This window comes from Streptomyces sp. 8N616, assembly GCF_052246385.1.
Taxonomy (GTDB): Bacteria; Actinomycetota; Actinomycetes; order Streptomycetales; family Streptomycetaceae; genus Streptomyces.
The window spans coordinates 26,189-50,250 of record NZ_JBQQBY010000050.1 but is presented as its reverse complement, the minus strand read 5'-3'; the positions used below and the strand labels follow the sequence as shown (position 1 = coordinate 50,250).

The window sequence follows — 24,062 nt, the reverse complement described above, 5'->3', positions numbered from 1 at the left end:
GACGGGGTGCCAACTCCCCTCGATAAGCGTTGAGAAGGGGCGCATGCGCGCGACGCACGCGCGCGATGCATACGGGTGGCGCATACGGGCGGCGCAATATGGGCGGAGACACGAGGCTAGGGCAGGGACCCCGGGGGTCGGGAACACGTTCTCGTGAGTGCCTTCCGACTACGTCAAGTCATCGCTCAGGAGCCAGCGGCATCCGGGGGATGCCGCGTCATCCGGAGGGATGCCGATGCCCGGCGGCCCGGCCGTACGCTGACGACATGATCCGTACAGCCAAGCCCGAGGACGTCCCCGCCATCGTCGCCATGATCCGCGAGCTCGCCGCGTACGAGAAGGCCGAGCACGAGGCCGAGGCGACAGAGGGGCACATACGCCGCGCCCTCTTCTGCGAGAGCCCGGCGGCCTTTGCGCACATCGCGGAGACGGACGGCCGGGCCGAGGGCTTCGCCCTCTGGTTCCTCAACTTCTCCACCTGGCGCGGCGTGCACGGCATCTACCTGGAGGACCTCTACGTCCGGCCCGAGGCCCGCGGCCGCGGCCACGGCAAGGCGCTCCTCGCGGAGCTGGCCCGGCTCTGCGCGGAGCGCGGGTACGGGCGCCTGGACTGGTCCGTCCTGGACTGGAACACCCCGTCGATCGACTTCTACAAGTGGCTCGGCGCGGTCCCGATGGACGAGTGGACCGGCTACCGGCTCACCGGCGCTCCGCTGTCCCGGCTCGCTTCCGAGGCAGCTGGGCCGGAGGCTGCGGAGCGGCCGGTGTAGGACGGGTCAGGCGGAGCGAGTTCCCCCACCCCGCCCCTTCCCGTAACCAGGGCTCCGCCCCTGGACCACGTGTGGTCTGAGGCGAAGCCCCGGACCCACCCCCGCCTCGCGCGTCTGCGGCCTCGTGGGCCTGCGGCTGCGTGGAGAGCGCGCAACTCCCGCCATACGAGCTCGTGCTCACCGCTTGCGTATCGCCGCGCGGAGGACGTCGCTCACCGGTGCAGACTCACGGCCTGCCGCAAGGCGCAGCCTCAGGGGATGAGGACGACCTTGCCCGTCGTCCCGCGGGACTCCAGAGCGCGGTGGGCGGCCGCCGCCTCCGCGAGGGGGAAGGTGGTCACCGCAGGGTCCAGGCGGCCCTCGGCGGCGGCCTCCATCGCCGCGTCCTCCAGGCCGCGCAGACCGCCCGGCCGTGCGAGCATGCGCGGGCCCACCACCACCTCGGACGTGACGCCGCGCTCGGTCAGCTCCGCCTCCGAGGGCTCGGTGGCGTCGCTGCCGGGGGCCCAGCCGTAGACGATGTGGCGGCCGCCGCGGCCGACGAGGCCGAAGGCGGTACGGCCGAGGGTGCCGCCGACGCCGTCGAAGGCGACCGTGATGGCGCGGGAGCCCATGGCGGCGCGGACCTGGTCCGCCCAGTCGGGGGCGTTGTAGTCGACCGCGATGTCCGCGCCGTTGGCCCGTACGGCCTCGGTCTTGGCCGGGCCGCCGGCGACGCCGACCACGGTGGCGCCCAGATGGCGGGCGTACTGGACGATGAGGGTGCCGAGGCCGCCGGCTGCGGCGGTGACCAGGACCACGTCGTCGGGGGTAAGGGCGGCCTGCTCCAGGATGCCCAGGGCCGTACGGCCTGTGCCGATCATGGCGACGGCCTTCTCCGAGGAGAGCCCGTCCGGGACCGAGTGGAGGGACTCGGCTTCCGCGACGGTCACTTCGGCGTAGCCGCCGTGGGCCGGGGACGGGCCGAGGTGGACGACGACGCGGCTGCCGAGCAGGCTCTCCGGCACGCCCTCGCCGAGCGCATCGATCGTGCCTGCGACCTCGCGGCCGGGTGTCATGGGCAGTTCGGGCAGCGGGAGCGGGCCACGCCGGGCGCCCTGGCGGATGGTGGTGTCGAGCATGTGGACGCCGGCCGCGGCGACCGCGATCCGCACCTGTCCCGGGCCCGGCTCCGGGTCCTCGGCCTTCTCATAGCGCAGGTTCTCGGCCGGGCCGAAGGCGTACTGGCGGATCGCGTGCATGGTGGGCTCCCAAGGGTCGGTCGGGTCGAGCGGCCGGGTCGAGTGGCCGGGGCGAGTGGCCGGGGCGAGTGGCCGGGTCGAGTGGCCGGGTCGAGCGGTCGGTCGAGCGGTCGGGTCGGCTTTCGCCGCTCGGCAACAGCCTTCAACCTCGAGCTCGCTTGAGGTCAAGCCTCCGCTGTCAGACCCGTGCCCCAGGATGGGAGACACGACGACCGGGAAGCGCGGAGACGGCCGGGCAGTGCGGAGCAGAGGGAGATGCGCATGGAGCTTTCGCCGTTCGAGGAGGACGGGCTCGAGGGGGAGGGGGACTACGAGGGCCTGGAATTCGCGGATCTCGACCTCGCGGGACAGGACGGGCGGGACGCCCGCTTCCTGGACTGCGCGCTGCGGCGCTGCGGCCTCGACGAGGCGCGGCTGACCGGGGCGCGGTTCATCGGCAGCGTGCTCGAGGGAGTGCGGGGCGTCGGCACGGACCTGGCCGGCGCGGTGCTGCGGGATGTGGAGCTGACCGACGCGCTGCTGGGTGGGGTGCAGCTGCACGGCTCGGTCCTGGAGCGGGTGGTGGTGCGCGGCGGGAAGATCGACTACCTCAATCTGCGAGGGGCCTCGTTCAAGGACGTGGTTTTCGAGGGGTGCGTGCTCGTCGAGGCCGACTTCGGCGGCGCGCGGCTGGAGAAGGTCGTCTTCCGCGACTGCTCACTGGGGCAGGTGGATTTCAGCGGGGCGCGCATGGCGGAAGTGGATCTGCGCGAGGCGGCCGAACTGGACATTGTGCGGGGAGTGGACCGGCTTGCGGGTGCAGTGATCTCTCCGGCCCAACTCCTGGAATTGGCACCGGCATTCGCGGCGCAGTTCGGAGTACGGGTCCAGGGCCCAGAATGATCTAACTGATGGATATCGAATCGCAAGCCTGAAAGAGGTTTCGCGCGCCTGGGTCCGGCAATCAGCGGGCCATGAACAACAACCCTGAACCCAGGCCCGTAAACGGCGCCTATGGCGCCAACCGGGACGGCGCCGGAGCAAGCCGGGCAGCCCTGATCATCCAGACCATCGCGGACATTGCCGCAGGCTTCCTGGCCCTGTGGATCCTGCTGTACCTGCTCGAAGCCAACCAGGGAAACGTCTTCGTCGGGTTTGTGCGCGGAATGGCGGATTTCCTCGCCTGGTGGTCCCAGGACATCTTCACCATGGAGACCGAAGGGCTGCGCGTATTCCTCAATTACGGCCTGCCCGCCATCATTTACCTGCTGATCGGACATGGGCTGGCCGTGCGCTTGCGCCGCGTCTGACGGAATTGCGCCCGGCTGCCTCGGGGCCGGTTCCGTGTGTTCCGTTCGGGCTTGTCCCGGCCCGGCCCGTTCCGTCGGTTCAGATCCGAGGGAAACGTGCTTGCAGATCCCAGATGACGGGATTGCCCGCGAGCGCCTCGTGCATATCCGTGAGGTCCGCGATCAGATCCTGCAGAAAGTCGCGGGCCTCGCGGCGCAGCGCCGCGTGGTTGAGGGTGAGCGGCGGCTCTCCGGCCGGCTGCCAGTCGGCCGTGACGTCCACCCAGCCGAAGCGTCGCTCGAAGCGCAGACGGTCGGTGGTCTCGGTGAAGTCCAGCTCGGCGTACTGGGCGCGGTGCGAGCGGCTGCCGCGCGGATCGAGGTCGAGCCGCTCGACGATGTCGCACAGCGCCCACGCGAAGTCCAGTACGGGCACCCATCCCCAGCCTGTGGACAACTCCCGGTCGGCCTCGGTGTCGGCGAGATGGACGTCGCCGCAGAAGAGGTCGTGCCGCAGGGCGCGTACGTCCGCGGTCCGGTAGTCCGTCTGCGGCGGGTCGGGGAAGCGGCGGGAGAGCGAATAGCCGAGGTCGATCACCGCTCGATGGTGTCACGGGCCGCACCGGGGGAAGGCGGTGCGGCCCGTGACCGCGTGATGTCGCCGGGTGACCCGGCTACTTCACGTTCACCCCGGTCCAGGCCGCGCCGACCGCCTTGTACTCGGCGCTCGTCGTCCCGAACAGGTCACCCGCCGCCTTGAGGGTGGCGGTACGCGCGCCCTTGTACGTGGTCGTCGACGTCATGTACGTCGTCAGCGCCCGGTACCAGATCTTCTCCGCCTTGGCCCGCCCGATGCCCGTCACCTTCGAGCCGTCGAACGTCGGGCTGTTGTAGGACACCCCGTTGATCGTCTTCGCGCCGCTGCCCTCGGACAGCAGGTAGTAGAAGTGGTTCGCGGGACCGGAGGAGTAGTGGACGTCGATGTTCGCGATGCCCGCGTACCAGTTGTCCTTGGAGGCGCCGTCGCGGCTCGGCTTGTCCTGGTAGCGCAGCGGCGTGCCGTCGCCGTTGATGTCGATCTTCTCGCCGATGAGGTAGTCGCCCGGGTCGGCGAGGTTCTTCGCGTAGAACTCGGTCGAGGTGGCGAAGATGTCGGAGGTCGCCTCGTTCAGGCCGCCCGACTCGCCGCTGTACCGCAGCCCCGCGGTGTTGGAGGTGACGCCGTGGCTCAGCTCGTGCGCGGCGACGTCCAGCGAGGTCAGCGGGTTCGCGTTGCCCTCGCCGTCCCCGTACGTCATGCAGAAGCAGCTGTCGGACCAGAAGGCGTTGACGTAGTTGTCGCCGTAGTGCACGCGGGAGTACGCGCCCACGCCGTCGTTCTTGATGCCGTTCCGGCCGAGGACGTTCTTGTAGAAGTCCCAGGTGGTCGCGGCCCCGTAGTGCGCGTCGACGGCGGCGCTCTGCCGCCCGCCGCCCCAGACGTCGTCCGCATCCTTGAAGATCGCGCCGCTGCCGGACGTGCCCTGACCCAGGTCGTTGGTCCGGTGGTTGCCGCGGGCGCCGTCCTTCAGCTGGTACGAGCTGCCGTTCTTCGTCGTGCCGAGGGTGACCTTGCCGCTGTAATCGCCGGTGCCGGTTCCGGTGTGGACGGTCTCGTTCGCGAAGAGCTTCTTGCCGGTGGCGGCGTCGGTGACGACGTGGAGCTCGCTGGGCGTGCCGTCGTGCTGGAGCCCGGTGACGACGGTCTCCCAGGCCAGTACGGGCTTGCCGCCCGCCGCCCAGATCACCTTGCGGGGGGCCTCGCCGGTGGCGGCCCCGCCGGTCTTGCCTGCCTTGCCGCCCTCGCCGGTGCCCTCGGCCTCCGCGGCCTTCAGGGCGGTCTTCTTCGCGGCGGACGCGGGGACTTCGGCCGCCGTGTCCGGCACGGATATCCGGGCTTTGGTCGCCTTGGTGACGCTGCGCGAGCCGCTCTTCTTCTCGTGGACGACGAGGTCGCCGCCGAGGACGGGCAGGCCGGCGTACGTGCGCTCGTAGCGGGTGTGGACGGTGCCGTTCGCGTCCTTGATGACATCGCGGACGATCAGCTTCTCCCGGGCGCCGAGGCCGAGCGCACCGGCTTCGGCCGGGGCTGCCGTCTGCGCGGCCTCGATCGCGGAGGCGCGCTGGGCGGCGGACTGCGCGACCGCGATGGCTCCGGTCGCGCCCGTGGGGGCGGAGTCGCGATCGGGCTGGGCGCTCGCCGAGCCGGTCTGGACGCCGACGACGACCATGGCGGCCGAGGCAGCGAGCGCGGCGGCGCCGGCGGTGCGCTTTCTGGCGTGTTTCCGGGGAGAGTTGGACGTGCGTCTCACTCGGTCTCCTTGATGCGGGGCCGCGGGGTCGCGGCCCGGGTGTGGGGGACGGGCGGCCGTGGGTGTGGCGGCCCGTGGTACAGGAGCGTGCGGGTGCGGTGCTGCGAGTGCTGCGAGTCGTACGAGTGGTGCGGGTCGTGCGGGCTCCGCAATGCGGGCCCCACGGAGGGGATTGCGCACGCATGCGAAAAGAAGGCCCTACCGCGATGCGCGGACGAGCCGACCAGAGCGTGCCATTGGTTGAACCTTTACGACAGGTCGGCAACAAAGATTTGACCTTGCGTTGTCCGATGACTGACCGGACATGTTCGTATTACGGCCGTGTCGGGCGTGGCTCAACGGAGGTCGTGCGCCTGGGAGTTACTCCCTTAGGCCGGAAAGTCCCCTGATTCCCGGAGGTCCTTGCGCAGCACGAGGCACGGCCGGTGCAGCCGCCGGTCCTCCCGGTGGTCGATGACCTCGTAACCGAGGGCGGTCCAGAACGCCAGCGCCTTCGGATTGTTCTCCAGCACCGCGAGCCGTACGCCCTCGTGCCCCGCGGCCCGCAGCCGCTCCTCCACGAGCTGGGCCAACTCCCGCCCGTGCCCGGTCCGCTGCTCCTGTCCGTGCACCATCAGCAGGCCGATCCACGGATCCGGATCGTCTGGATCCGGGTGCTCGGCGAGCGTGATGGCCACACCGAGCAGCTGGTGCCCCTCCCGGCCGAGCAGCACCTCGGCCGCGGGATGCGCCAGTTCCTGCCGGATGCTCGCCGCGACCTGCTCGGGACGGATGTCCTCGGGGTCGGGGAAGTCGCCGCTGATCCGCTGGAAGACGGGGTCGGAGCGGTAGAGCGCCGTCAGCTCGTCGAGCAGCGGCGCGGGCAGGCCGTGCGGCCCGTGCGCCTCGTCTTCGGACAGCGTGAGCGGTTCCAGGATCATGCGCCGACGCTAACGCCGCGGAGCCCCGCGCACGGGCCCGGCACGCGCGGTCGGCCCGCGGCGGGCGGCCCACCGGGCCGGCGGGGGCAGCTCTCGATGCGGAACACCGGTGCGGCGGGGTTGGGACGGTATGGGGGCGGGTGCACGGATGGGCGCCGCGGGGCGGCATTCGGGCTCGGCCGGGGCGGAACGCCGCCCCGCGGCGGCGCGAACCCGTCATCCGCACCCGCCCGCGCCGCCTCGATCGGCCCCGCCGCGCAGCCGCACACCCCCCGGCGTCGGCGGCCGGCAGGACCGCGTTGCCCCGCGGCGGCACCCGGGCCGCCTGCCCGCGCGCGGGCCTGCGCATCTCGTCCCGCGTCCCCTCCCGCGGCTGCGGCCCGCCCGGCGAGGGTGTGAGTGGACTAGACCTCTTGGGGTGGACCGCGCGAGACTGTTCTCGTGAGAAACGTCATCGCCCTCGACGTGGGCGGCACCGGGATGAAGGCTGCCCTCGTGGCGGCGGACGGCGCGCTGTTGTACGAGGCCCGGCGGGCGACCGGCCGGGAGCGTGGGGCCGAAGCCGTCGTCGAGTCCATCCTCGACTTCGCCGCCGAGCTGCGGCAGCTCGGGCGCGAGCGGTTCGGCGAGCCCGCCGTGGCCGCAGGCGTCGCGGTCCCAGGGATCGTCGACGAGACCGACGGCATCGCCGTCTACGCCGCCAACCTCGGCTGGCGTGACGTCCCCTTGCGGGCCCGCCTCGCCGAGAGGCTCGGCGCCGATGGGAATGGACGCTGTCCCGTCGCGCTCGGCCACGACGTCCGCACCGGCGGCCTCGCCGAAGGCCGCATCGGAGCGGGCCGCGGGGCTGATCGCTTTCTCTTCCTCCCCCTCGGCACCGGCATCGCCGGCGCCATCGGCATCGACGGCCGGATCGAGGCCGGCGCCCACGGCTGCGCGGGCGAGATCGGCCACATCGTGGTACGCCCCGGCGGCCCCGCCTGCCTCTGCGGGCAGGCCGGCTGCCTGGAGACGCTCGCCTCCGCGTCCGCCGTCTCCCGCGCCTGGGCGGAAGCGAGCGGCGACCCGGACGTGGACGCCGCCGACTGCGCGAAGGCCGTCGAGTCCGGCGACCCGCGGGCCCGCGCCGTGTGGCAGGAGGCGATAAACGCGCTCGCCGACGGCCTCGTCACCGGCCTCACCCTCCTCGACCCCCGCACACTGATCATCGGTGGCGGCCTCGCCGAGGCCGGAGAGACGCTCTTCGCGCCGCTCCGGGCAGCCGTCGAGGCCCGCATCACCTTCCAGCACATCCCCGACATCGTCCCGGCGGCCCTGGGGGACACCGCCGGATGCCTGGGCGCGGGCCTGCTCGCCTGGGATCTTCTCTCCGCGGAGGTAACCGCCTGATGGTGGCTCGTAAGGCAGTCAAGGTTCTCACCGGCGCGCGCGTGGTGCTGCCGACCGGCGTCGTCGAGGGCGGCCGCGTCACGGTCGACGGCCGCACCATCGCGCCGTACGCCGGGGGCGAGGCCACCACCGTCGCCCTGCCGAGCGACCACTGGATCGTCCCCGGCTTCGTCGACATCCACGTGCACGGCGGCGGCGGCGCCTCCTTCTCCGCCGGTACGGCGGAGCAGGCCCTCGAAGTCGTCGCGACCCACCGGCACCACGGCACCACCACGATGGTCGCCTCCACCGTCACCGGAGACCTCGACGACCTGGCCCACCAGGCGTCCGCGCTCTCCGAGCTGGTCGAGCAGGGCGACCTCGCGGGCATCCACTTCGAGGGCCCGTTCATCGCCCGCAACCGCTGCGGCGCCCACGAGCCGACGCTGCTGCGCGACCCCGACCCCGCGGACGTACGGAAGCTGGTCGACGCGGCGCGCGGCACGGCGCGGATGATGACGCTCGCGCCCGAACTGCCCGGCGGCCTGGAGTCCGTACGGCTGCTGGCCGACCACGGCGTCATCGCAGCCGTAGGCCACACCGACGGCTCCTACGACGCGACGCTCGCCGCCATCGAGGCGGGCGCCACCGTGGCGACCCACCTCTTCAACGCGATGCCGCCCCTCGCACACCGCGCGCCCGGCCCGATTCCCGCGCTGCTCGAGGACGAGCGGGTGACCGTCGAGCTGATCAACGACGGCGTGCACCTGCACTCGGCCGTCCTCGGCCTCGCCTTCCACCGCGCAGGCGCGGCCCGCGTCGCCCTCATCACCGACGCGATGGCCGCGGCCGGAAAGGGCGACGGCCGCTACCCGCTCGGCGGGATGGACGTCGAGGTCAGGGACGGCGTGGCACGGCTGGTCGAGGGCGGCTCGATCGCGGGCTCGACGCTGACGCAGGACACGGCCTTCCGGCGCGGCGTGACGGTCGACAGACTGCCGGTGGAGCAGGTCGTCGAGGCCATCTCGGCAACCCCGGCCCGGCTGCTCGGCGCGTATGACCGGGTGGGCTCGCTGGAGCCGGGCAAGGACGCCGATCTGGTCGTGCTCGACGCGGAGTTCCGCCTGGTGAGCGTCATGCGGAAGGGGGAATGGGTCGTTTCGCCCGAACTGGGCTGAGAGTGCGACCGGTTGGGCCGGTCAAGGGTCTCGCCTGCCGTGAGGCGGCAGTGGCATGATCGCTCGCGCACTTGTACCTACGCGGGCGGGCCGGGGGCCCGGCAGCAGACCGACAGCACGGGAGGGGCAGCCGTTGATCCTCACGGTCACGCTCAACGCCGCCCTCGACATCACCTACCGCGTGCCGCGCCTGCGGGCCTCGGCCACGCACCGCGTGTCCGAGGTATCGGAGCGCCCCGGCGGCAAGGGGCTGAACGTGGCCCGGGTACTCGCGGCGCTCGGCCACGGTGTCACGGTCACCGGCTTCGTGGGCGGGGCGACGGGGGAGACGGTGCGCAGGCTCCTCGCGGCGGCGGACACGCACGCGTCAGTGCCCGCTCCGCGGGCGTCTGGTGACTCCGCGCTGGACGCGGCGCGCCGCCGGACCAGCGACGGCGCGGGGCAGTACGCCACCGCGCCCGGGGGGCGGGCCCGCGATGGGGCGGCCGGCGACGGGGAAGGCCGGTCCCACACCGGTGCGGCAGGCGGACCGGCGACCGACGCGACCTACGGCGGCGGCCAGTCCCTTTCCTTGGCGTCCGGCCCCGGGGCCCGCGGCCCAGTCCTGCCCCCCGGGCCGGCAGGCCCGGACTCCCGTTCCCCGGCGGGAGGCCACATCGTCGACGCGCTCACGCCCATCGCCGGGGCCACCCGCCGCACCGTCGGCGTCGTGGACTCGGCCTCCGGGGACACTACGCAGCTGAACGAGCCCGGCCCGGTCATCGCCCGCCCCGAGTGGGACGCCTTCCTGGGCACCTACACCACCCTTCTCGGCGAAGCCGAGGCCGTCGCGCTGTGCGGCAGCCTGCCGCCCGGCCTGCCCGTCGGCACGTACGCCCAGCTGATACGCGAGGCGCAGGCCGCCGGCGTACCCGTCCTCCTCGACACCAGCGGCGAGCCGCTGCGCCGCGGCATCGCCGCGCGCCCCGATCTCGTCAAGCCCAACGCCGAAGAACTGGCCGGGCTCACCGGCTCCACCGAGCCCGTACGCGCCGCGCACGACACCCGCCGCCGCGGCGCCCGCGCGGTCGCCGCCTCGCTCGGCGCGGACGGGATGTTCGCGGCGACGGCCGGCGGCAGCTGGCAGGCGGCGCCGCCGCGCCGTATCCCCGGCAACCCGACGGGCGCGGGCGACTCGGCCGTGGCAGGCCTGCTGTCGGGCCTTGTCGAGGGGTTGTCCTGGCCGGACCGCCTGGTGCGGGCCGTGGCCCTCTCGGCGGCGACCGTACGAGCCCCGGTGGCGGGCGAGTTCGACCGCGCCACGTACGAGGACCTGCTGCCGCGGGTCGAGGTCGCCGACCGGTCGGACTGCCCGGTCTGACGAGGCCGGGAGGCAGCAGTGACCAGCAGGACAGAGGCGCAACCGCCCGCTGCACCCCCGCGCCTCCGGCACACCCTCACCACCCCCCCGCCCTTAAAGGGGGCTCAGATGCCCGGACGGACGGCGGGGGGCCCGCGCATAGCGCCGATGTCTTGACGCAACCGAGCCGCAGCCGCGGCTCACGGCGACCGGGCCGCTGCCCGCGGTTCATGGCAAGGGCATTCGGGCCGCAGCCCGCGGCTATGGCAACTGGCCCGCAGCTCGCGGTTTACGGCGACCGTGCCTCAGCTCGCGGTTTACGGCAACTGGGGCTGCAGCCGCGGCTCCCGGCCACAACCGGGCCCGCCGTGGCCCACGTTCGGGGAGGGCGCATGCCACTGGTCGGCACAGCCGAGCTCGTCGCGCGGGCGCAGGCGGCGGGGCGCGCCGTAGCGGCGTTCAACGTGATCACGCTGGAGCACGCGGAAGCCATCGCGGCGGGCGCCGAGTCCGCGGGCGCGCCCGCGATCCTGCAGATCTCGGAGAACGCCGTGAAGTTCCACGGCGGTCGCCTCGGCCCGGTCGCCTCGGCCGCCGCCGCAGTCGCCCGCGCCTCGTCCGCGCCTCTCGCTCTCCACCTCGACCACGTCGAGTCGGCGGAGCTGCTGCGCGCCGCGCACCCCGAGGGCTTCAGCTCGGTGATGTTCGATGCCTCGAAGCTCAGCTACGGCGACAACGTCAAGGCCACGGCGGAGGCGGTGCGCTGGGGCCACGAGCGCGGCATCTGGGTCGAGGCCGAACTCGGCAAGGTCGGCGGCAAGGAGGGCGAGCCGCCCCTGGACGCGCACGCGCCGGGCGTACGGACCGACCCCGCCGAGGCCGCCGCGTACGCCGCCGCCACCGGCGTGGACGCCCTCGCCGTCGCGGTCGGCAGCTCGCACGCGATGACCGAGCGCACCGCGACCCTGGACCACGACCTGATCGCCCGCCTCCGCGACGCCGTCCCCGTGCCCCTGGTCCTGCACGGCTCATCGGGCGTCCCCGACGCCGAACTCCGCCGCGCCGTCGCCTCCGGCGTGTCCAAGGTCAACGTGGGCACGGCCCTCAACACGGCCTTCACCGGCGCCGTACGGGCCTACCTCGGCGCGAACCCGAAAACGGTCGACCCGCGCAAGTACCTGGCCCCCGCGCGCGACGCGATGGCGGAGGCGGTCGCCCGCTTCCTCCGTACGGTCAGCGGCGGCTGACAAACCGCCGGTCAGCGTGGCTGACGAGCCGTCAGTCGGCCTCGCCCGTCCGTCGGCCCGTCACCAGCCGTCCGGAGCCCCGCCGCTCCCGGGCCGCAACGCCACCCTGTCGAGGTTGACTTCGCACGCGTTGCCCGTCTCGCACGACAGCTTGATCGTGTTGGTGCCCTTGGTGAGGTTGACCGTGGACCACGTGTGCTGCCAGCCGTGCTCCCAGTCGCCCGCCTTGGCCCCGGCGAAGTTCTTCATGTTGATCGCCTGGGAGGAGGGCTTCCCGTTGGTCGTGAGGGTGAGGTCGGCGTCCTTGCCCGGCACGCCGTACCGCACGTACAGCCGGTACTCCCCGGCCTCGTCGACGTCCATGTTCCAGGTCGCCGCCGCACCCGGGGCGTTCATGCCGACGTACGCGCCCGTGGCGCTCTTGGCGCCCTTGATGCTCGAGTCGGTGGTGGCCGGGCTGTCGACGCGGAGGCTGGCCGCGTCCGCCTTCGGCAGCTCCGCCTGGGGCTCGTCGCCCGGGTCCTCGCTGGGATCGACGCTCTCGGCGGCGGTCGGGGACGCGGAGTTCCCGGCCTCGTCCTGCTTGCCCTCGCCCCCGGTGTTGTTGGTGAGCATCGCGACCCCGATGCCGATGACGACCACCGCGACGACGGCGATGGCGCCGATGAGCAGTCCCCTGCTGTTCGGGCCGCGCCCGCCGCCACCGTGGGCGCCGCCGTGGGACGGGGGCGCGGGGCGGTTCGGCGTGCCGCCGGGGAGGGTCTCGGGGGCGGCGTAGTGCGGGTTCGTCTGCCGGCCGTAGGACTGCTGCGGCTGCGTCGCGTACGGCGCCTGCTGTCCCTGCTGAGCCTGCTGGCCGTAGCGGCGCTCGCCGACCCGCGAGACCTGGTTGTACGAGGTGCGGGGGACGCCGGGCTGTGCCGGGCTGGGGGCACCTCCCAGACGAAGCTCTGGGGGAGGGTAGCCGTAGCCGCCGGTACGGGGAGCGGCCGCCGAGTCCGCGCCTGCGCCACCCTCGCCGTCCTCCGAGCGGTACAGGTAGGCGAACGGATCGTCGTTCTCAGGCGTGCTCGCGCCGTTGTTCCCGGCCGTCATCCCCTTGTCACTCCCCAACTGTCTTCGGACCAAAGGCGCTCTGGACCCAGAACGCCAGGACAGCTCCTATCAAGGCCGGGGCGACCCCGACAGGCCCAGCGCTGTCCCGATGGCCAATGTTCATGATCGATTCACCGGCGGCGGCCGCTCCGAGGCGCTCGTCCGAAGCCACACCACCCGATCGACCGAGCCTACCCGCTCGCCGCAAGGACCGTTCCGTGTTCACCGCGGTGGAACGGCGACCGCGCCCGCCCCGCCTGGGCGTCCCCATGCGATGGCGGTGAGAGGTGAGTCGTGTCACCCCGCCCGGCGGTGCGTCTTCGCGCGGGAGCGCTTCTCCACATACATCCGCTGGTCTGCCGACTGCAGGACCTCCTCGGCCGACATGCCGCAGCTCGCCCAGCCGATGCCGAAACTCGCCCCGACCCGGACCGCCCGCCCCTCCACGCGGATCGGCGGGATGATCGCGTTGCGCAGCCGTACGGCCAGGTCCTGGGCGTCCGCGCGGCCGAGGCCGTCGGCGAGGACGACGAACTCGTCGCCCCCGAGCCGGGCCACCGTGTCTCCGTCCCGCACGCCGCTGGTGAGCCGCCGGGCGACCTCGATCAGGACGGCGTCACCCGTGTGGTGCCCGAAGCGGTCGTTGATCGACTTGAAGCCGTCGAGGTCGCAGAAGAGGACGGCGAGGCCCTTGGTGCCGTCGTCCTGCTCGCCCTCGGGCGGCGCGACGGAGTGCACATGGTGGTCGTACGGGCCCAGGGGCGGCGGGATCGGGCGACGCCCTGCGTACGGCGCGTCGAAGCCGTCGGAGCGGAAGCCGAGCTCGTCGGTCTCCGCCTCGGCCTCCACGGGACCGTATGCGGCGCCCCCGAACTCGCCGGGCGCCACGTCGAGTGTCTTGCTGCTCGGCCCGTTCTGGGAGGGCAGCGGCGGCCGGCTGCACAGCCGGGCGCCGAGCCGGGCGCGCAGCTCGGCGCTGTTCGGCAGCCCGGTCAGCGAGTCGTGGCTCGCGCGGTGCGCGAGCTGCAGTTCGTGGCGCTTGCGCTCCTCGATGTCCTCGACGTGGGTGAGGAGGAAGCGCGGCCCGTCGGCGGCGTCGGCGACCACGGAGTTGCGCAGCGACACCCAGACGTACGTGCCGTCGCGGCGGGCCAGTCGCAGCTCGGCCCGGCCGCCCTCGGCCGAGGTGCGCAGCAGGGTGCCGATGTCCTCGGGATGCACCAGGTCCGAGAAGGAGTAGCGGCGCATCGCGGCGGCGGGGCGGCCCAGCAGCCGGCACAGCGCGTCGTTGGTGCGCAGCAGGCGTCCGTGCTGGTCGCCGCCCATCTCGGCGATGGCCATCCCGCTGGGCGCGTACTCGAAGGCCTGGCGAAAGGACTCCTCGCTGGCGCGCAGGGCCTGCTGCTCGCGCTCGAGCCGTACGAGCGCGCGCTGCATGTTGGCGCGCAGCCGCGCGTTGCTGATGGCGATGGCGGCCTGGAAGGCGTACATCTGCAGCGCCTCGCAGCCCCAGGGGCCGGGCTTGCGTCCGTTGCGCGGCTTGTCGACGGAGATCACGCCGAGCAGCTCCTCGCCGGACGAGTACATGGGCGCCAGCAGCCGGTCCATCGGGTGCCATTCGTCGGCGAACCGCGGGATCGGGCCGTCGTTGCGCCACTGCGGGATGTCGTCGTCGTCCAGCATCCAGCCCTCGGTGTGCGGGATGAAGCGCAGCGCGCCCCAGTGCTCGCCCATGGACAGCCAGCGGTCCCAGGCGGTGCGGGAGCCGACCCGGCCCGCCATGAGGGCCTCGGCGCCCGCGCTGCCGGCGACGGCTGCGACGACGAGGTCGCCGTCGGGCCGTACGAGATTCACGGCGGCGAGCTCGTAGCCGAGCCCGTTGATGACACCGTCCGCGACGGTTTGCAGGGTGTCGGCGAGGCTGCGGGCGGTGTTCAGGTCCGCGACGACGTGGTGCAGTTGCCGCAGGGTCGCGAGCCGGACGTACGGCTCCGACTCCGTCTCCATCGCTCGCACCCCCCGAGACCTGACAGCAACTCCAGGGTCAGACATCCGATTGCCACGGCCACTGAATCACAGCGAGCTGCTCACTCGGTACACAGGGTCAACAATTACCGCTTGCTGTGACTCAAGTCACAGTCAGTGATGAATCGTTGCAGCCCAAGGGTGGGAGCGCTCCTACAGTTCTTGATCGCAAATTCCGGACCCGGGCGGCACACCGGGTCCATACCGGCGAGTACGTCGGATGGCCTAGGTCCCGGCTGGTTCCCGGGTCCGATGCGGGTCCGCGGCGGCGGCCGCTAGCGTTCTTCGCGTGTTGCAGAGGACCCCGCCCCCGCGCCCAGAGGCCATCCCCCATGCTGATGGGGTGAGTGACGACGAGTTCCGCGCCGCCATGTCCCGGCTTGCGGCGGGTGTGGTGCTGCTGACTGCATTCGACCCCGAGGACGGGCCGCGGGGCGAGGACGTCGGCATGACGGCGACGGCGTTTATGTCGGTGTCACTTGACCCGCCGCTGGTGATGGTGAGCGTTCGCAACGAGTCGCGGATGGACGAACTTCTTGAGCGTCAACCGCTGTGGGGAGTGTCCGTACTCTCCGAAAGCCAGCGGCACATCGCCGGACGGTTCTCGATGAAGGGGCGGATCAGCGACCGGCTGCTCTTCGAGGACATCGCGTACGAGCGCGGGGAGGCGTCGGGGGCGCCGCTGGTCGGCGGGGCGCTCGCGGTGCTGGAGTGCCGTACGGAGCAGCGGGTGCGGGCGGGGGACCACACGCTGGTGATCGGACGGGTGTTGACCGCCCGTACGCCGAGCGCGGAGGGCGGGCCTCTCCTGTACTTCCGAGGCCGCTACCGGCTGCTGGGGTAGGGCCGTTCGGCCCCGGACGGACCGGCCCGGGCGAGCGGACCGGCCCGGCGGGCGGAAACCCCCGGCGGGCGGGAGCCGAGGGGGGAGAGCCGGTCGTGGGGAGCCGGGGGGAGGACGGGCGGGAAGCCGCGGGACTACCAGTCGCGGCCGCTGCGGCCGCGCTTGATGTCGCCGCGCTGCTTCTTCTGGCGCAGCCGCCGCTCGTTGATGCCCCGGGGGATACGGGTCGGGCGGCGCGGCTTGGGCGGCGGCGCGGTCGCCTCGGCGAGGAGGGCGGCAAGGCGGACCGCCGCCGTCTCGCGGTTGCGCCACTGCGAGCGGTGCTCGGAGGCCCGTACGGACACCACGCCGTCGACCAGGCGCCCCGCGAGCCGTTCAAGGGCCCGCTCCTTCCACACCGGCGGCAGCGCTTCGGTCGCGGCGAGGTCGAAGCGCACCTCGGCCTGGCTGTCGCTGGTGTTGACGTGCTGGCCGCCGGGCCCGGAGGAACGCGAGAAACGCCACATGAGCTCGGCCTCCGGGAGGGAGACCGAGCCGCGGATGACGTAAGGCCCGGACATGCTTCCCATGATCCCGCCCCGGCCCGCGGCCGTCACCCGCTTTTCCGTGCGCCGGGGCGCGGGGCGACAGAGGCGCGGCGGGGGCGCGGCGGGAGCGGGGCGCGCAGGGGCGCGTAAAGAAAGTAAAGCGGGTCGGAACCCGGCGGTGCTCTCCTGGCGTTGTGGAGGATGACGGTAGCTTCGTCACCGGCACGGAGCCCGAGACACTGACGAGGAAAGGGACATCCCCATGGCTGTAAGCCTGTCCAAGGGCGGCAACGTCTCGCTCACGAAGGAGGCCCCGGGCCTCACCGCCGTCACGGTCGGCCTCGGCTGGGACGTCCGCACCACCACCGGCACGGACTTCGACCTGGACGCGAGCGCGATCGCCGTCAATCCGGGCGGAAAGGTCGTCTCCGACGGCCACTTCGTCTTCTTCAACAACAAGTCCACCCCGGACCAGACGATCGTGCACACGGGTGACAACCGCACCGGCGAGGGCGCGGGCGACGACGAGGCCATCAACGTGAACCTGGCCGGCCTCCCGGCCGACGTGGACAAGATCGTCTTCCCCGTCTCCATTTACGACGCGGAGTCCCGCAGCCAGAACTTCGGCCAGGTGCGCAACGCGTACATCCGCATCATCAACCAGGCCGGCGGCGCCGAGATCGCCCGCTACGACCTCAGCGAGGACGCGGCGACCGAGACCGCGATGGTCTTCGGCGAGCTGTACCGCAACGGCGCGGAGTGGAAGTTCCGCGCGGTGGGCCAGGGTTACGCGTCCGGCCTGGCCGGCATCGCTCAGGACTTCGGCGTCAACGTCTGAGGTCGCGCCCGGCGTGCCGACTGACGCTGAGCCGCCGGCGGCGCAGCGACGCGTCGACGCAATGCGGAGGGCCGGCCCCGAAAGGGCCCGGCCCTCCGCGCGAGCTGAGGTGCAAGGGTGTGGGCATGCGTTCCGCCCCGCGGAACGCATGCCCACAATCCGGCTTCCGGCCGGAGGCCGGGCTTCGTGCGGCGCGGAGCGGCCTATCCGGCGAGGATCACGCTGCGCGTGAGGTTCCGCGGGCGGTCCGGGTCGTAGCCCCTCGTCTCCGCCACCGCGACCGCCAGCCGCTGAGCGCGGATCAGATCCGCCATCGGGTCCAGCGCCCGCGGCCCCGTCGAGCCGTCCGAGTCGGCGAGCAGCGCGCCGCCGACCCGGGCGACATCCGCTGCCAGCCCCTCCGGCAGCGCACCGAACACCCAGGCAACGCGCCCCGGCCCGGTGATCGAGATCGGCCCGTGCCGGTACTCCATCGCCGGGTAGGACTCGGTCCAGGCACCCGCCGCTTCGCGCATCTTCAGGCCCGCCTCCTGCGCGAGGCCGTATGTCCAGCCGCGCCCCAGGAAGGTCCACTGCTCGGCCGCGAGCACCGTCTCCGGTACCGGCTGGGTGACGGCGAGTTCGGCGTCGACGGCGGCTTCGGCGACCGTCTTCACGCCCGCGGGGAGCGGCCCGTGCGCCTCGAGACCGGCTCGCAGGTACGCGAGGGCCGTGGTCGCGAAGCGGGTCTGGACGACCGACTCCTCGTCAGCCCAGTCCAGCACCGCAACGGCGCCGGCCGCCTCCAGCACCGGCGTCTTCGGGTCCCCAGTGAGGGCCGTAGTCGCAGGGGCGGCGGGGGCAGGGGAGGCGGTCGCAGTGGTGGCGGCCGCGCCAGTCGCACCCGTACGGCCGCGCAGCGAGGCCAGGAGGTCCAGGACCTCCGTCGTCGTCCCGGACCGGGTGATGGCGACGACCCGGTCGTACGGGCGCCCGAGCGGGAACTCCGACGCCGCGAAGGCGTCCGTCTCGCCCTGCCCCGCGGCCTCGCGGAGCGCCGCGTACGCCTGCGCCATGAACCACGACGTGCCGCACCCGGTCACCGCCACCCGCTCGCCCGGCCGCGGCAGCCCCGCCCCGGCGGCCGCGGCCTCCGCCGCGCGCCGCCAGCAGCTGGGCTGGGTGGCGATCTCGGCTGCGGTCCTCGAGGTCGGGGGCTGCTCTGCTGCCGCCATGTCGGCTGCTCCTTCAGTGGGGGTCGGCGAGGTCGATGCGGTTGGGGGCAGGGCGGTCCGGGCGGTCGATGCGGGTCAGCGCTTGGCCTTGCAAGCGGTCGTGGAGGCGGTCCCGAGCCTCGGTCCCCGTCGTGAATAGCAGTCCTGACCTGCGGGAGGAAAGGGCGATTCTCACGAGCGGGTTCCTTTGGTGTAGACCTGGTGTAGACCTTAGGGGGCGCGCGGGCGAATACCCGTTCCTTCATGCCGGAGCGAGGACGCGCTGACTACCAAGTGACGTTCAGGACAAAAGGGTGGTATTCGCAGTGCAGCGGCGGTTCTTGGGCTTGATGGCAACAGGTGTCGCAACAGCCATGGCGCTATCCCTCACCGGCTGCGGACGTGACTCCTCCGTCGGCGACGTGACGCTCGAGCTCGTCGCGGCCGACTACGGGGACTCGGCCGCCAACGGTTCCAGGAAGTACTGGGAGCAACTGGCCCGGGAGTTCGAGGCCGAGAACCCCGGCATCCACGTCGATGTCTCCGTCTACAGCTGGAACGACGTCGACCGCGAGGTCGCGGAGATGGTCAGGCGCGGCGAGGCCCCGGACATCGCCCAGATCGGCGCCTACGCCGACTACGCGGCCGAGGGCCGCCTCTACAGAGCCGACGAGTTGCTCTCCATACCCACCCAGGCGGACTTCCTTCCCGGCCTCGCGCAGGCGGGCGAGATACGCCGCATCCAGTACGGCCTGCCGTTCGTCTCCAGCACCCGGGTGCTCTTCTACAACAAGACGCTGTTCGCCGAGGCCGGCCTCAACGGGGCGCCGACGACCTGGGCAGAGCTGCGGCAGGACGCCGAGGCGCTGAAGCAGGCCGGCGTCCAGGTGCCGTACGGGCTGCCGCTCGGCCCCGAGGAGCCGCAGGCCGAGGCGCTGAACTGGATGCTCGGCGGTGGCGGCGGTTACACCGACAACGTTGGCAACTACACCCTCGACTCCAAGGAGAACGTCAGGGCGTTCGAGTGGCTGCGCGACGAGCTGGTCGCCCAGGGCCTCACCAACCCCAAGCCCGGTTCGACCGACCGCAAGGAAGTCTTCGACGCCTTCGCGCGCGGGCGGGTCGGCATGCTCAACGGCCACCCCACGCTCATGCGGCTGGCGGACGCCAAGGGCGTGAAGTACGGCATGGCGCCGCTGCCCGGCAAGGACGGGCCGTCCTCGGCCACCACCGGTGTCGCCGACTGGATGATGGCGTTCAAGCAGAACCGGCATCGCGAGGAGGCCGGCAAGTTCCTCGATTTCGTATACAGCGAGGAGAATGTGCTGAAGTTCGCGGACCAGTACGACCTCCTCCCGGTCACCAACTCCGCGTCCGAGGCGATGCGCGCCGACAAGCGGAACAAGCACCTCTGGGAGTTCCTCGACCAGTTGCCGAGCGCCGAGTTCTACCCGGTGAGCAAGCTCTCCTGGGGCCCGGTCGTCTCCAAGCTCAAGAAGTCGATCGGCGCGACCGTGGAGCCGGGCGGCGACCCGGCGAGCGTGCTCGGCGCGCTGAAGCGCGACGCCGAGGCGACCGAGAGCGCGGCCAGGAGCACCATCGGGTAGGGCCGTTATGGTGATGGGCATGAGGGAAGGGGAGAGCGGGGAGCTGTCCGACAGGGACCGCGCCGTGCTCGGCGTGGAGCGGCGCAGCTGGGCGGGGCCCGGTGCCAAGGAGCGGGCCATAAGGGAGCAGCTCGGCATCTCGCCGACCCGCTACTACCAGCTCTTGAACGCCCTCCTCGACGACCCGCGGGCCCTCGCCCACGACCCGGTGACGGTCAACCGCCTCCGCCGCATCCGCGAGACCCGGCGCGGAATCCGCTGACCGGTTGTGGGCATTCGTTCCGCGGGGCGGAAGGCACAACCCGGCCACCGGCCCGCAGCCGCCTACGAAACGGGACTGCTTCGGTGGGGATTGCGCGCCGTTGCCGGGTGCAGGCCGTGGTGTGCCCACCCTCCCCCATAGCCTGAACGGCATGGGGGCTCCCCCATCGCCCCCGCGGAACGAATGCCCACACCACGGTAGGGTCGCCGTATGGGCATTCCGGACTCCCTGCCGACCCCGGTCACACCCGCGGGCCGCGCCGGCCTCGCCGCGCTGCTCGAGCGGTCCGAACGGGCCGTGGTGGCCCTTGACTTCGACGGCACGCTCGCCCCGATCGTGCCCGACCCCGACCAGGCGCGCGCCCACCCGGGCGCCGTGCCGGCGCTCTCCCGGCTGGCCCCGCTGGTCGGCTCGGTCGCCGTGATCACCGGCCGCCCCGCCCGTGTCGCCGTCCGCTACGGGGGCTTCGCGGGCGCCCCGGGCCTGGAGCACCTCGTGGTCCTGGGGGCGTACGGCGCGGAGCGCTGGGACGCGGCCTCCGGCGCCGTGCAGGAGCCGGAACCGCACCCCGGCGTCGCCGCCGTACGGGCCGAACTCCCCGGCGTCCTCGACCGCGACGGCACCTGGCGCGGCACGTACGTGGAGGACAAGGGCCGCGCCATCGCCGTCCACACCCGCCGCGCCGACGATCCGCAGCGCGCCTTCGAGCAGCTGCGCGAGCCGCTGTACGCGCTGGCCGAGCGGCACGGCCTGATCGTCGAGCCGGGCCGCCTCGTGCTCGAGCTCCGCCCGCCGGGCATGGACAAGGGCGTCGCGCTCGCGGAGTACGTGCGGGAGTCCGGCGCGGGTGCGGTGCTCTACGCGGGCGACGACCTGGGGGACCTCGCCGCCTTCGGCGTGGTGGAGAAGCTCAGGTCCGACGGTCTGCCAGGCGTCCTGGTCTGCAGTGGCAGCACTGAGGTCACCGAACTCGCCGAACGCGCGGATGTCGTGGTCGACGGCCCCGCTGGGCTGGTCGACCTGATCAACGCCTTGGCCGACGCGCTGTCGTAGCCACGTGTGGGCATTCGTTCCGCCCCGCGGAACGCGTGCCCACAACCTCGTCACCCCGCCCGGAGGGCGTTGAGCTGGTCGAGGAACCACTGCTGCGGGGGCAGCGCAGTCGCCGCCGCAGCCAGCCGCTTCGTGCGCTCCGCACGCTCCCCGGCCGACAGCACCAGCGCCTGGTGCAGCGCATCCGCCGTCCCCGTCACGTCGTACGGGTTCACGACGACCGCCTCCTCGCCGAGGTCCTCGTACGCGCCCGCCTCCCGCGACAGCACCAGCACGCAGCCCTCGTCCGAGACGACCGGAACCTCCTTCGCGACGAGGTTCATGCCGTCGCGGATCGGGTTGACCAGGGCCACGTCCGCCAGCCGGTACGCGGCGAGCGAGCGCGCGAAGTCGTCCTTCACGTGGAGGATCACCGGGTGCCAGGCCTCCGTACCGAACTCGGAGTTGATCTCCTCGGTGACCCGCTGCACCTGCTCGGTGTAGCGGCGGTAGACGGCCAGGTCCTGCCGGGACGGATAGGCGAAGGCCAGGTGGACGACCAGGCCCCGCCACTCGGGGTGGTCGGTGAGCAGCTGCCGGTAGGCCTGGAGGCCGCGCACGATGTTCTTCGACAGCTCGGTGCGGTCCACCCGGACGATCACCCGCCGGTCCCGTCCGCCGATCTGCTCGCGCAGGGCCGCCATCCGCTCGACCACGTCCGGCCGGTGCGCCCGCTCCCGCAGGAAGTCCGCGTCGGCGCCGAGCCCGTGCACGCCGAGCCGGGTCGTACGGCCCTCGTACGTGACGGCTTCGTGCTCGGTGTCCACCTGGGCGCCGAGCACGTCCGCGGCGCAGGCGGCGAACGCGTTCGCCCAGCGGTGGGTGAGGAAGCCCGCCCGGTCCGCGCCGAGCATGCCGCGCAGCAGCTGCCGCGCGATGTCGTCGGGCAGCATCCGGAAGTAGTCCAGGGGCGCCCAGGGCGTGTGCGAGAAGTGGGCGATGCGCAGGTCGGGGCGGCGTCTGCGGAGCATGCCGGGGACCAGGCAGAGGTGGTAGTCCTGCACCAGGACCGCGGCGCCCTCTGCGGCCTCCTCGGCGAGGGCGTCGGCGAACGCCGCGTTGTACGTCTCGTACGCCGCCCACTGGGCGCGGAACTCGGCGCCGAAGGCCGGCTCGAGCGGGGTCTGGTAGAGCATGTGGTGCACGAACCACAGCACGGAGTTCGCGATGCCGTTGTAGGCGTCGGCGAAGACTCCGGGGTCGATGTCGAGCATCCGCACCTGCTGGCCGCCGGTCTCGGCGGGGTCGAGGCGGGTGCCCGAACGGCGTACGGCCTCGCGGTCGCCGTCGCCGAGCGCCGCGCACACCCACAGCGCGCCGGCGTCAGGGCCGATGGCCGAGAGGCCGGAGACGAGCCCGCCTCCGCCGCGCCTGGCGGCGAGCGAACCGTCCTCGTGCAGGGCGTACGAAACCGGGCCGCGGTTGGACGCGACGAGAACCTGGGCAGCCTGCTGCTCTGCGACCATGCCGCGAGCCTAGCCCGCCACAGATCCGCGCAAACGTGCGCTTCACCACCACCGGTTTGTGGGCATTCGTTCCGCGGGGCGGAACGGGTGGGCACAAACCGGCCACCGGCCTCTGGTCGGCAACGGTGCGCCAGCCCTCGCCGTGGCTTCCGTTTCGTACGCGGCTGCGGGCCGGTGGCCGTGGTGGCCCACCCTCCCCCATGGCTTGAACGGCATGGGGGTGCCCCCATCGCCCCGCGGAACGAATGCCCACAACCAGGCCTCAGGCCACTTGGTCCTTGCTCGCCGCACGGCGAACCCGGTACTCGGGGATCGTGATCATCGGCGGCCGTTCCTCCGCCGCCACCTCGTGGACCGTCGGGGTGAACCCCTCGTCCGTGCGGTCGAATTGCGTCAGCACCGGCCGTACGAGGTGCCCGCGCGCCAGCCGTGCCTGCGCGGTGCGGTAGATCGTCGCGGCCATCCGGCCGAGCGCCTGCCCGTCCTGGTGCCGGTGCAGCCGTATGCCGACGTCCACCTGCGCCAGCGCGTCCAGCCCGGCCAGCTCCAGCGCGTCGACCAGCATGCCCAGCTCGACGCCGTAGCCGACGGGGAACGAGAGCCGCTCGAGCAGCGAGCGGCGGACCGCGTACTCGCCGCCCAGCGGCTGGACGAACCCGGCGAGCCGCGGCCAGTGGAGGTTGAGCAGCGGGCGGGCGACCAGCTCGGTGACGCGGCCGCCCTGCTCGCCCCGGGCGAGCCGGCCGCCCCGTTCGTCCTTCGCGCCCAGCGGGCGGTCGTACATCGCCTTGACCAGCTGCACATCCGGCTCGGTGAGCAGCGGCCCGACGATCCCGGACACGAAGATCGCCGAGAAGTCGCGCAGGTCGGCATCCACGAAACAGACGATCTCGCCGCTGGTGACCAGGAGCGAGCGCCACAGCACCTCGCCCTTGCCGGGCAGTGGGGTCAGCCGCGGCAGGATCGTGTCGCGGTGCACCACCCGGGCCCCGGCCGCGGCGGCCACCTCGGCCGTACGGTCGGTGGAGCCGGAGTCGAGCACCACCAGCTCGTCGACCAGGGGCACCGCCTCGCTCATCAGCTCGCGGCGGATCGTCTCCACGATCGGCCCGACTGTGGTCTCCTCGTCGAGCGCGGGGAGTACGACGGTGACCGTCCCTGCGGGCCCTGCGCTCCGCTTGGCGGCGAGGAGCCGGCTCAGCGGACGATCGGCGGCGGACCAGGAGCGGCGCTCCAGCCAGCGCTCCACCTCATCAAGCACGTACGCTCGTCTCCCTGGTGTCGGGACCCCATGAGAACCATGTGATCCATCTCGCGGTTCGGACGACTCCCTCAACCGTCCGTGCCTTCCGTTACAGTCTTGAACAACGCACGTGTCCACTTCATGTCGGGGTGGGCGCGGACAAATGCCCGGGGATGCTGCCCGGTGCC

At 72.6% G+C, this 24,062-nt stretch carries 23 protein-coding genes and 1 pseudogene; 13 read left to right on the top strand and 11 right to left on the bottom strand.

What is annotated here, in order from left to right:
* Positions 1-266: 266 nt before the first annotated feature.
* On the top strand, positions 267-770 hold the full coding sequence (locus ACTWQC_RS32505) for a GNAT family N-acetyltransferase (RefSeq protein WP_443319445.1): 504 nt from the start codon (positions 267-269) through the stop codon (positions 768-770).
* A gap of 251 nt (positions 771-1,021) precedes the next feature.
* On the opposite strand, the gene ACTWQC_RS32500 is transcribed toward ACTWQC_RS32505, so the two are convergent.
* Positions 1,022-2,011 (bottom strand): zinc-binding dehydrogenase, encoded by a 990-nt coding sequence (locus tag ACTWQC_RS32500; RefSeq protein WP_443319444.1) that lies wholly within the window; start codon positions 2,009-2,011, stop codon positions 1,022-1,024.
* Between the two features lie 255 nt (positions 2,012-2,266).
* Between ACTWQC_RS32500 and ACTWQC_RS32495 the strand changes: the two genes are divergently transcribed.
* The gene (locus tag ACTWQC_RS32495) at positions 2,267-2,893 is read left to right on the top strand and encodes a pentapeptide repeat-containing protein (RefSeq protein WP_443319443.1); all 627 of its coding nucleotides are present in this window, start codon (positions 2,267-2,269) and stop codon (positions 2,891-2,893) included.
* A gap of 71 nt (positions 2,894-2,964) precedes the next feature.
* Positions 2,965-3,300, top strand: a complete 336-nt coding sequence (locus tag ACTWQC_RS32490) for a hypothetical protein (protein WP_443319442.1) — start codon at positions 2,965-2,967, stop codon at positions 3,298-3,300.
* 79 nt (positions 3,301-3,379) lie between these two features.
* Here ACTWQC_RS32490 and ACTWQC_RS32485 read toward each other — a convergent pair whose 3' ends face one another.
* The 3 genes from ACTWQC_RS32485 to ACTWQC_RS32475 all read right to left on the bottom strand — a co-directional run bounded on the left by ACTWQC_RS32485 (position 3,380) and on the right by ACTWQC_RS32475 (position 6,550).
* Complete coding sequence (locus ACTWQC_RS32485) at positions 3,380-3,877, bottom strand: hypothetical protein (RefSeq protein ID WP_443319441.1); 498 nt, start codon at positions 3,875-3,877, stop codon at positions 3,380-3,382.
* A gap of 76 nt (positions 3,878-3,953) precedes the next feature.
* The gene (locus ACTWQC_RS32480; protein ID WP_443319455.1) at positions 3,954-5,549 is read right to left on the bottom strand and encodes a M4 family metallopeptidase; all 1,596 of its coding nucleotides are present in this window, start codon (positions 5,547-5,549) and stop codon (positions 3,954-3,956) included.
* 449 nt (positions 5,550-5,998) lie between these two features.
* Positions 5,999-6,550: a GNAT family N-acetyltransferase gene (locus ACTWQC_RS32475; protein ID WP_443319440.1), complete on the bottom strand. Its 552-nt coding sequence runs from the start codon at positions 6,548-6,550 to the stop codon at positions 5,999-6,001.
* A gap of 441 nt (positions 6,551-6,991) precedes the next feature.
* Here ACTWQC_RS32475 and ACTWQC_RS32470 point away from each other — a divergent pair, with 441 nt between their 5' ends.
* The 5 genes and pseudogenes from ACTWQC_RS32470 (at position 6,992) to ACTWQC_RS32450 (ending at position 11,682) form a co-directional block, all read left to right on the top strand.
* Positions 6,992-7,939 (top strand): ROK family protein, encoded by a 948-nt coding sequence (locus ACTWQC_RS32470; protein WP_443319439.1) that lies wholly within the window; start codon positions 6,992-6,994, stop codon positions 7,937-7,939.
* Positions 7,939-9,096: an N-acetylglucosamine-6-phosphate deacetylase gene (gene nagA, locus ACTWQC_RS32465; protein ID WP_443319438.1), complete on the top strand. Its 1,158-nt coding sequence runs from the start codon at positions 7,939-7,941 to the stop codon at positions 9,094-9,096. Before ACTWQC_RS32470 ends, nagA begins: the two co-directional genes overlap by 1 nt.
* 133 nt (positions 9,097-9,229) lie before the next feature.
* A pseudogene (locus ACTWQC_RS32460) lies at positions 9,230-9,455 on the top strand (PfkB family carbohydrate kinase); the annotation flags it as partial.
* 44 nt (positions 9,456-9,499) lie between these two features.
* Positions 9,500-10,456, top strand: a complete 957-nt coding sequence (locus tag ACTWQC_RS32455; RefSeq protein WP_443319454.1) for a 1-phosphofructokinase family hexose kinase — start codon at positions 9,500-9,502, stop codon at positions 10,454-10,456.
* 371 nt (positions 10,457-10,827) lie between these two features.
* Complete coding sequence (locus tag ACTWQC_RS32450) at positions 10,828-11,682, top strand: class II fructose-bisphosphate aldolase (protein ID WP_443319437.1); 855 nt, start codon at positions 10,828-10,830, stop codon at positions 11,680-11,682.
* A gap of 60 nt (positions 11,683-11,742) precedes the next feature.
* Here ACTWQC_RS32450 and ACTWQC_RS32445 read toward each other — a convergent pair whose 3' ends face one another.
* Positions 11,743-12,777, bottom strand: coding sequence for a CBM35 domain-containing protein (locus ACTWQC_RS32445; RefSeq protein WP_443319436.1), 1,035 nt, complete (start codon positions 12,775-12,777; stop codon positions 11,743-11,745).
* Between the two features lie 297 nt (positions 12,778-13,074).
* Entirely contained in the window at positions 13,075-14,784 is a 1,710-nt protein-coding gene (gene cdgB, locus ACTWQC_RS32440) for a diguanylate cyclase CdgB (RefSeq protein WP_443319435.1), read from the bottom strand.
* A gap of 361 nt (positions 14,785-15,145) precedes the next feature.
* On the opposite strand from cdgB, the gene ACTWQC_RS32435 reads away from it, so the two are divergent.
* Entirely contained in the window at positions 15,146-15,646 is a 501-nt protein-coding gene (locus ACTWQC_RS32435) for a flavin reductase family protein (RefSeq protein WP_443319434.1), read from the top strand.
* Between the two features lie 134 nt (positions 15,647-15,780).
* On the opposite strand, the gene arfB is transcribed toward ACTWQC_RS32435, so the two are convergent.
* On the bottom strand, positions 15,781-16,206 hold the full coding sequence (arfB, locus tag ACTWQC_RS32430; protein WP_443319433.1) for an alternative ribosome rescue aminoacyl-tRNA hydrolase ArfB: 426 nt from the start codon (positions 16,204-16,206) through the stop codon (positions 15,781-15,783).
* Positions 16,207-16,435: 229 nt separating this feature from the next.
* On the opposite strand from arfB, the gene ACTWQC_RS32425 reads away from it, so the two are divergent.
* On the top strand, positions 16,436-17,011 hold the full coding sequence (locus ACTWQC_RS32425; protein ID WP_443319432.1) for a TerD family protein: 576 nt from the start codon (positions 16,436-16,438) through the stop codon (positions 17,009-17,011).
* Between the two features lie 203 nt (positions 17,012-17,214).
* Here ACTWQC_RS32425 and ACTWQC_RS32420 read toward each other — a convergent pair whose 3' ends face one another.
* A complete protein-coding gene (locus ACTWQC_RS32420) occupies positions 17,215-18,225 on the bottom strand; it encodes an SIS domain-containing protein (RefSeq protein ID WP_443319431.1) in 1,011 nt (336 codons plus the stop codon).
* A gap of 13 nt (positions 18,226-18,238) precedes the next feature.
* Positions 18,239-18,400, bottom strand: coding sequence for a hypothetical protein (locus tag ACTWQC_RS32415; RefSeq protein WP_443319430.1), 162 nt, complete (start codon positions 18,398-18,400; stop codon positions 18,239-18,241).
* A gap of 178 nt (positions 18,401-18,578) precedes the next feature.
* On the opposite strand from ACTWQC_RS32415, the gene ACTWQC_RS32410 reads away from it, so the two are divergent.
* The 3 genes from ACTWQC_RS32410 (at position 18,579) to otsB (ending at position 21,126) form a co-directional block, all read left to right on the top strand.
* Positions 18,579-19,811 carry an extracellular solute-binding protein gene (locus ACTWQC_RS32410; RefSeq protein WP_443319429.1) on the top strand — a complete coding sequence of 411 codons (1,233 nt, stop codon included), beginning with the start codon at positions 18,579-18,581 and terminating at the stop codon, positions 19,809-19,811.
* A 13-nt stretch (positions 19,812-19,824) separates the two neighbouring features.
* Entirely contained in the window at positions 19,825-20,073 is a 249-nt protein-coding gene (locus ACTWQC_RS32405) for a DUF3263 domain-containing protein (RefSeq protein ID WP_443319428.1), read from the top strand.
* Positions 20,074-20,283: 210 nt separating this feature from the next.
* Complete coding sequence (gene otsB / locus ACTWQC_RS32400) at positions 20,284-21,126, top strand: trehalose-phosphatase (RefSeq protein WP_443319427.1); 843 nt, start codon at positions 20,284-20,286, stop codon at positions 21,124-21,126.
* 50 nt (positions 21,127-21,176) lie between these two features.
* Here the strand turns inward: otsB and ACTWQC_RS32395 are convergent, their stop codons facing one another.
* Both ACTWQC_RS32395 and ACTWQC_RS32390 read right to left on the bottom strand, forming a co-directional pair.
* Positions 21,177-22,631: an alpha,alpha-trehalose-phosphate synthase (UDP-forming) gene (locus ACTWQC_RS32395; protein WP_443319426.1), complete on the bottom strand. Its 1,455-nt coding sequence runs from the start codon at positions 22,629-22,631 to the stop codon at positions 21,177-21,179.
* 262 nt (positions 22,632-22,893) lie between these two features.
* Positions 22,894-23,892, bottom strand: a complete 999-nt coding sequence (locus ACTWQC_RS32390) for a glucosyl-3-phosphoglycerate synthase (protein WP_443319425.1) — start codon at positions 23,890-23,892, stop codon at positions 22,894-22,896.
* Between the last annotated feature and the right edge of the window lie 170 nt (positions 23,893-24,062).

Bases quoted from the DNA above. Each gene is read 5' to 3' on its own strand.
- ACTWQC_RS32505 (WP_443319445.1), top strand. From the start codon at position 267: ATGATCCGTACAGCCAAGCCCGAGGACGTCCCCGCCATCGTCGCCATG.
- ACTWQC_RS32500 (WP_443319444.1), bottom strand. From the start codon at position 2,011: ATGCACGCGATCCGCCAGTACGCCTTCGGCCCGGCCGAGAACCTGCGC.
- ACTWQC_RS32495 (WP_443319443.1), top strand. From the start codon at position 2,267: ATGCGCATGGAGCTTTCGCCGTTCGAGGAGGACGGGCTCGAGGGGGAG.
- ACTWQC_RS32490 (WP_443319442.1), top strand. From the start codon at position 2,965: ATGAACAACAACCCTGAACCCAGGCCCGTAAACGGCGCCTATGGCGCC.
- ACTWQC_RS32480 (WP_443319455.1), bottom strand. From the start codon at position 5,549: ATGGTCGTCGTCGGCGTCCAGACCGGCTCGGCGAGCGCCCAGCCCGAT.
- ACTWQC_RS32475 (WP_443319440.1), bottom strand. From the start codon at position 6,550: ATGATCCTGGAACCGCTCACGCTGTCCGAAGACGAGGCGCACGGGCCG.
- nagA (WP_443319438.1), top strand. From the start codon at position 7,939: ATGGTGGCTCGTAAGGCAGTCAAGGTTCTCACCGGCGCGCGCGTGGTG.
- ACTWQC_RS32450 (WP_443319437.1), top strand. From the start codon at position 10,828: ATGCCACTGGTCGGCACAGCCGAGCTCGTCGCGCGGGCGCAGGCGGCG.
- ACTWQC_RS32445 (WP_443319436.1), bottom strand. From the start codon at position 12,777: ATGACGGCCGGGAACAACGGCGCGAGCACGCCTGAGAACGACGATCCG.
- cdgB (WP_443319435.1), bottom strand. From the start codon at position 14,784: ATGGAGACGGAGTCGGAGCCGTACGTCCGGCTCGCGACCCTGCGGCAA.
- arfB (WP_443319433.1), bottom strand. From the start codon at position 16,206: ATGTCCGGGCCTTACGTCATCCGCGGCTCGGTCTCCCTCCCGGAGGCC.
- ACTWQC_RS32425 (WP_443319432.1), top strand. From the start codon at position 16,436: ATGGCTGTAAGCCTGTCCAAGGGCGGCAACGTCTCGCTCACGAAGGAG.
- ACTWQC_RS32420 (WP_443319431.1), bottom strand. From the start codon at position 18,225: ATGGCGGCAGCAGAGCAGCCCCCGACCTCGAGGACCGCAGCCGAGATC.
- ACTWQC_RS32410 (WP_443319429.1), top strand. From the start codon at position 18,579: ATGGCGCTATCCCTCACCGGCTGCGGACGTGACTCCTCCGTCGGCGAC.
- ACTWQC_RS32405 (WP_443319428.1), top strand. From the start codon at position 19,825: ATGGGCATGAGGGAAGGGGAGAGCGGGGAGCTGTCCGACAGGGACCGC.
- otsB (WP_443319427.1), top strand. From the start codon at position 20,284: ATGGGCATTCCGGACTCCCTGCCGACCCCGGTCACACCCGCGGGCCGC.
- ACTWQC_RS32395 (WP_443319426.1), bottom strand. From the start codon at position 22,631: ATGGTCGCAGAGCAGCAGGCTGCCCAGGTTCTCGTCGCGTCCAACCGC.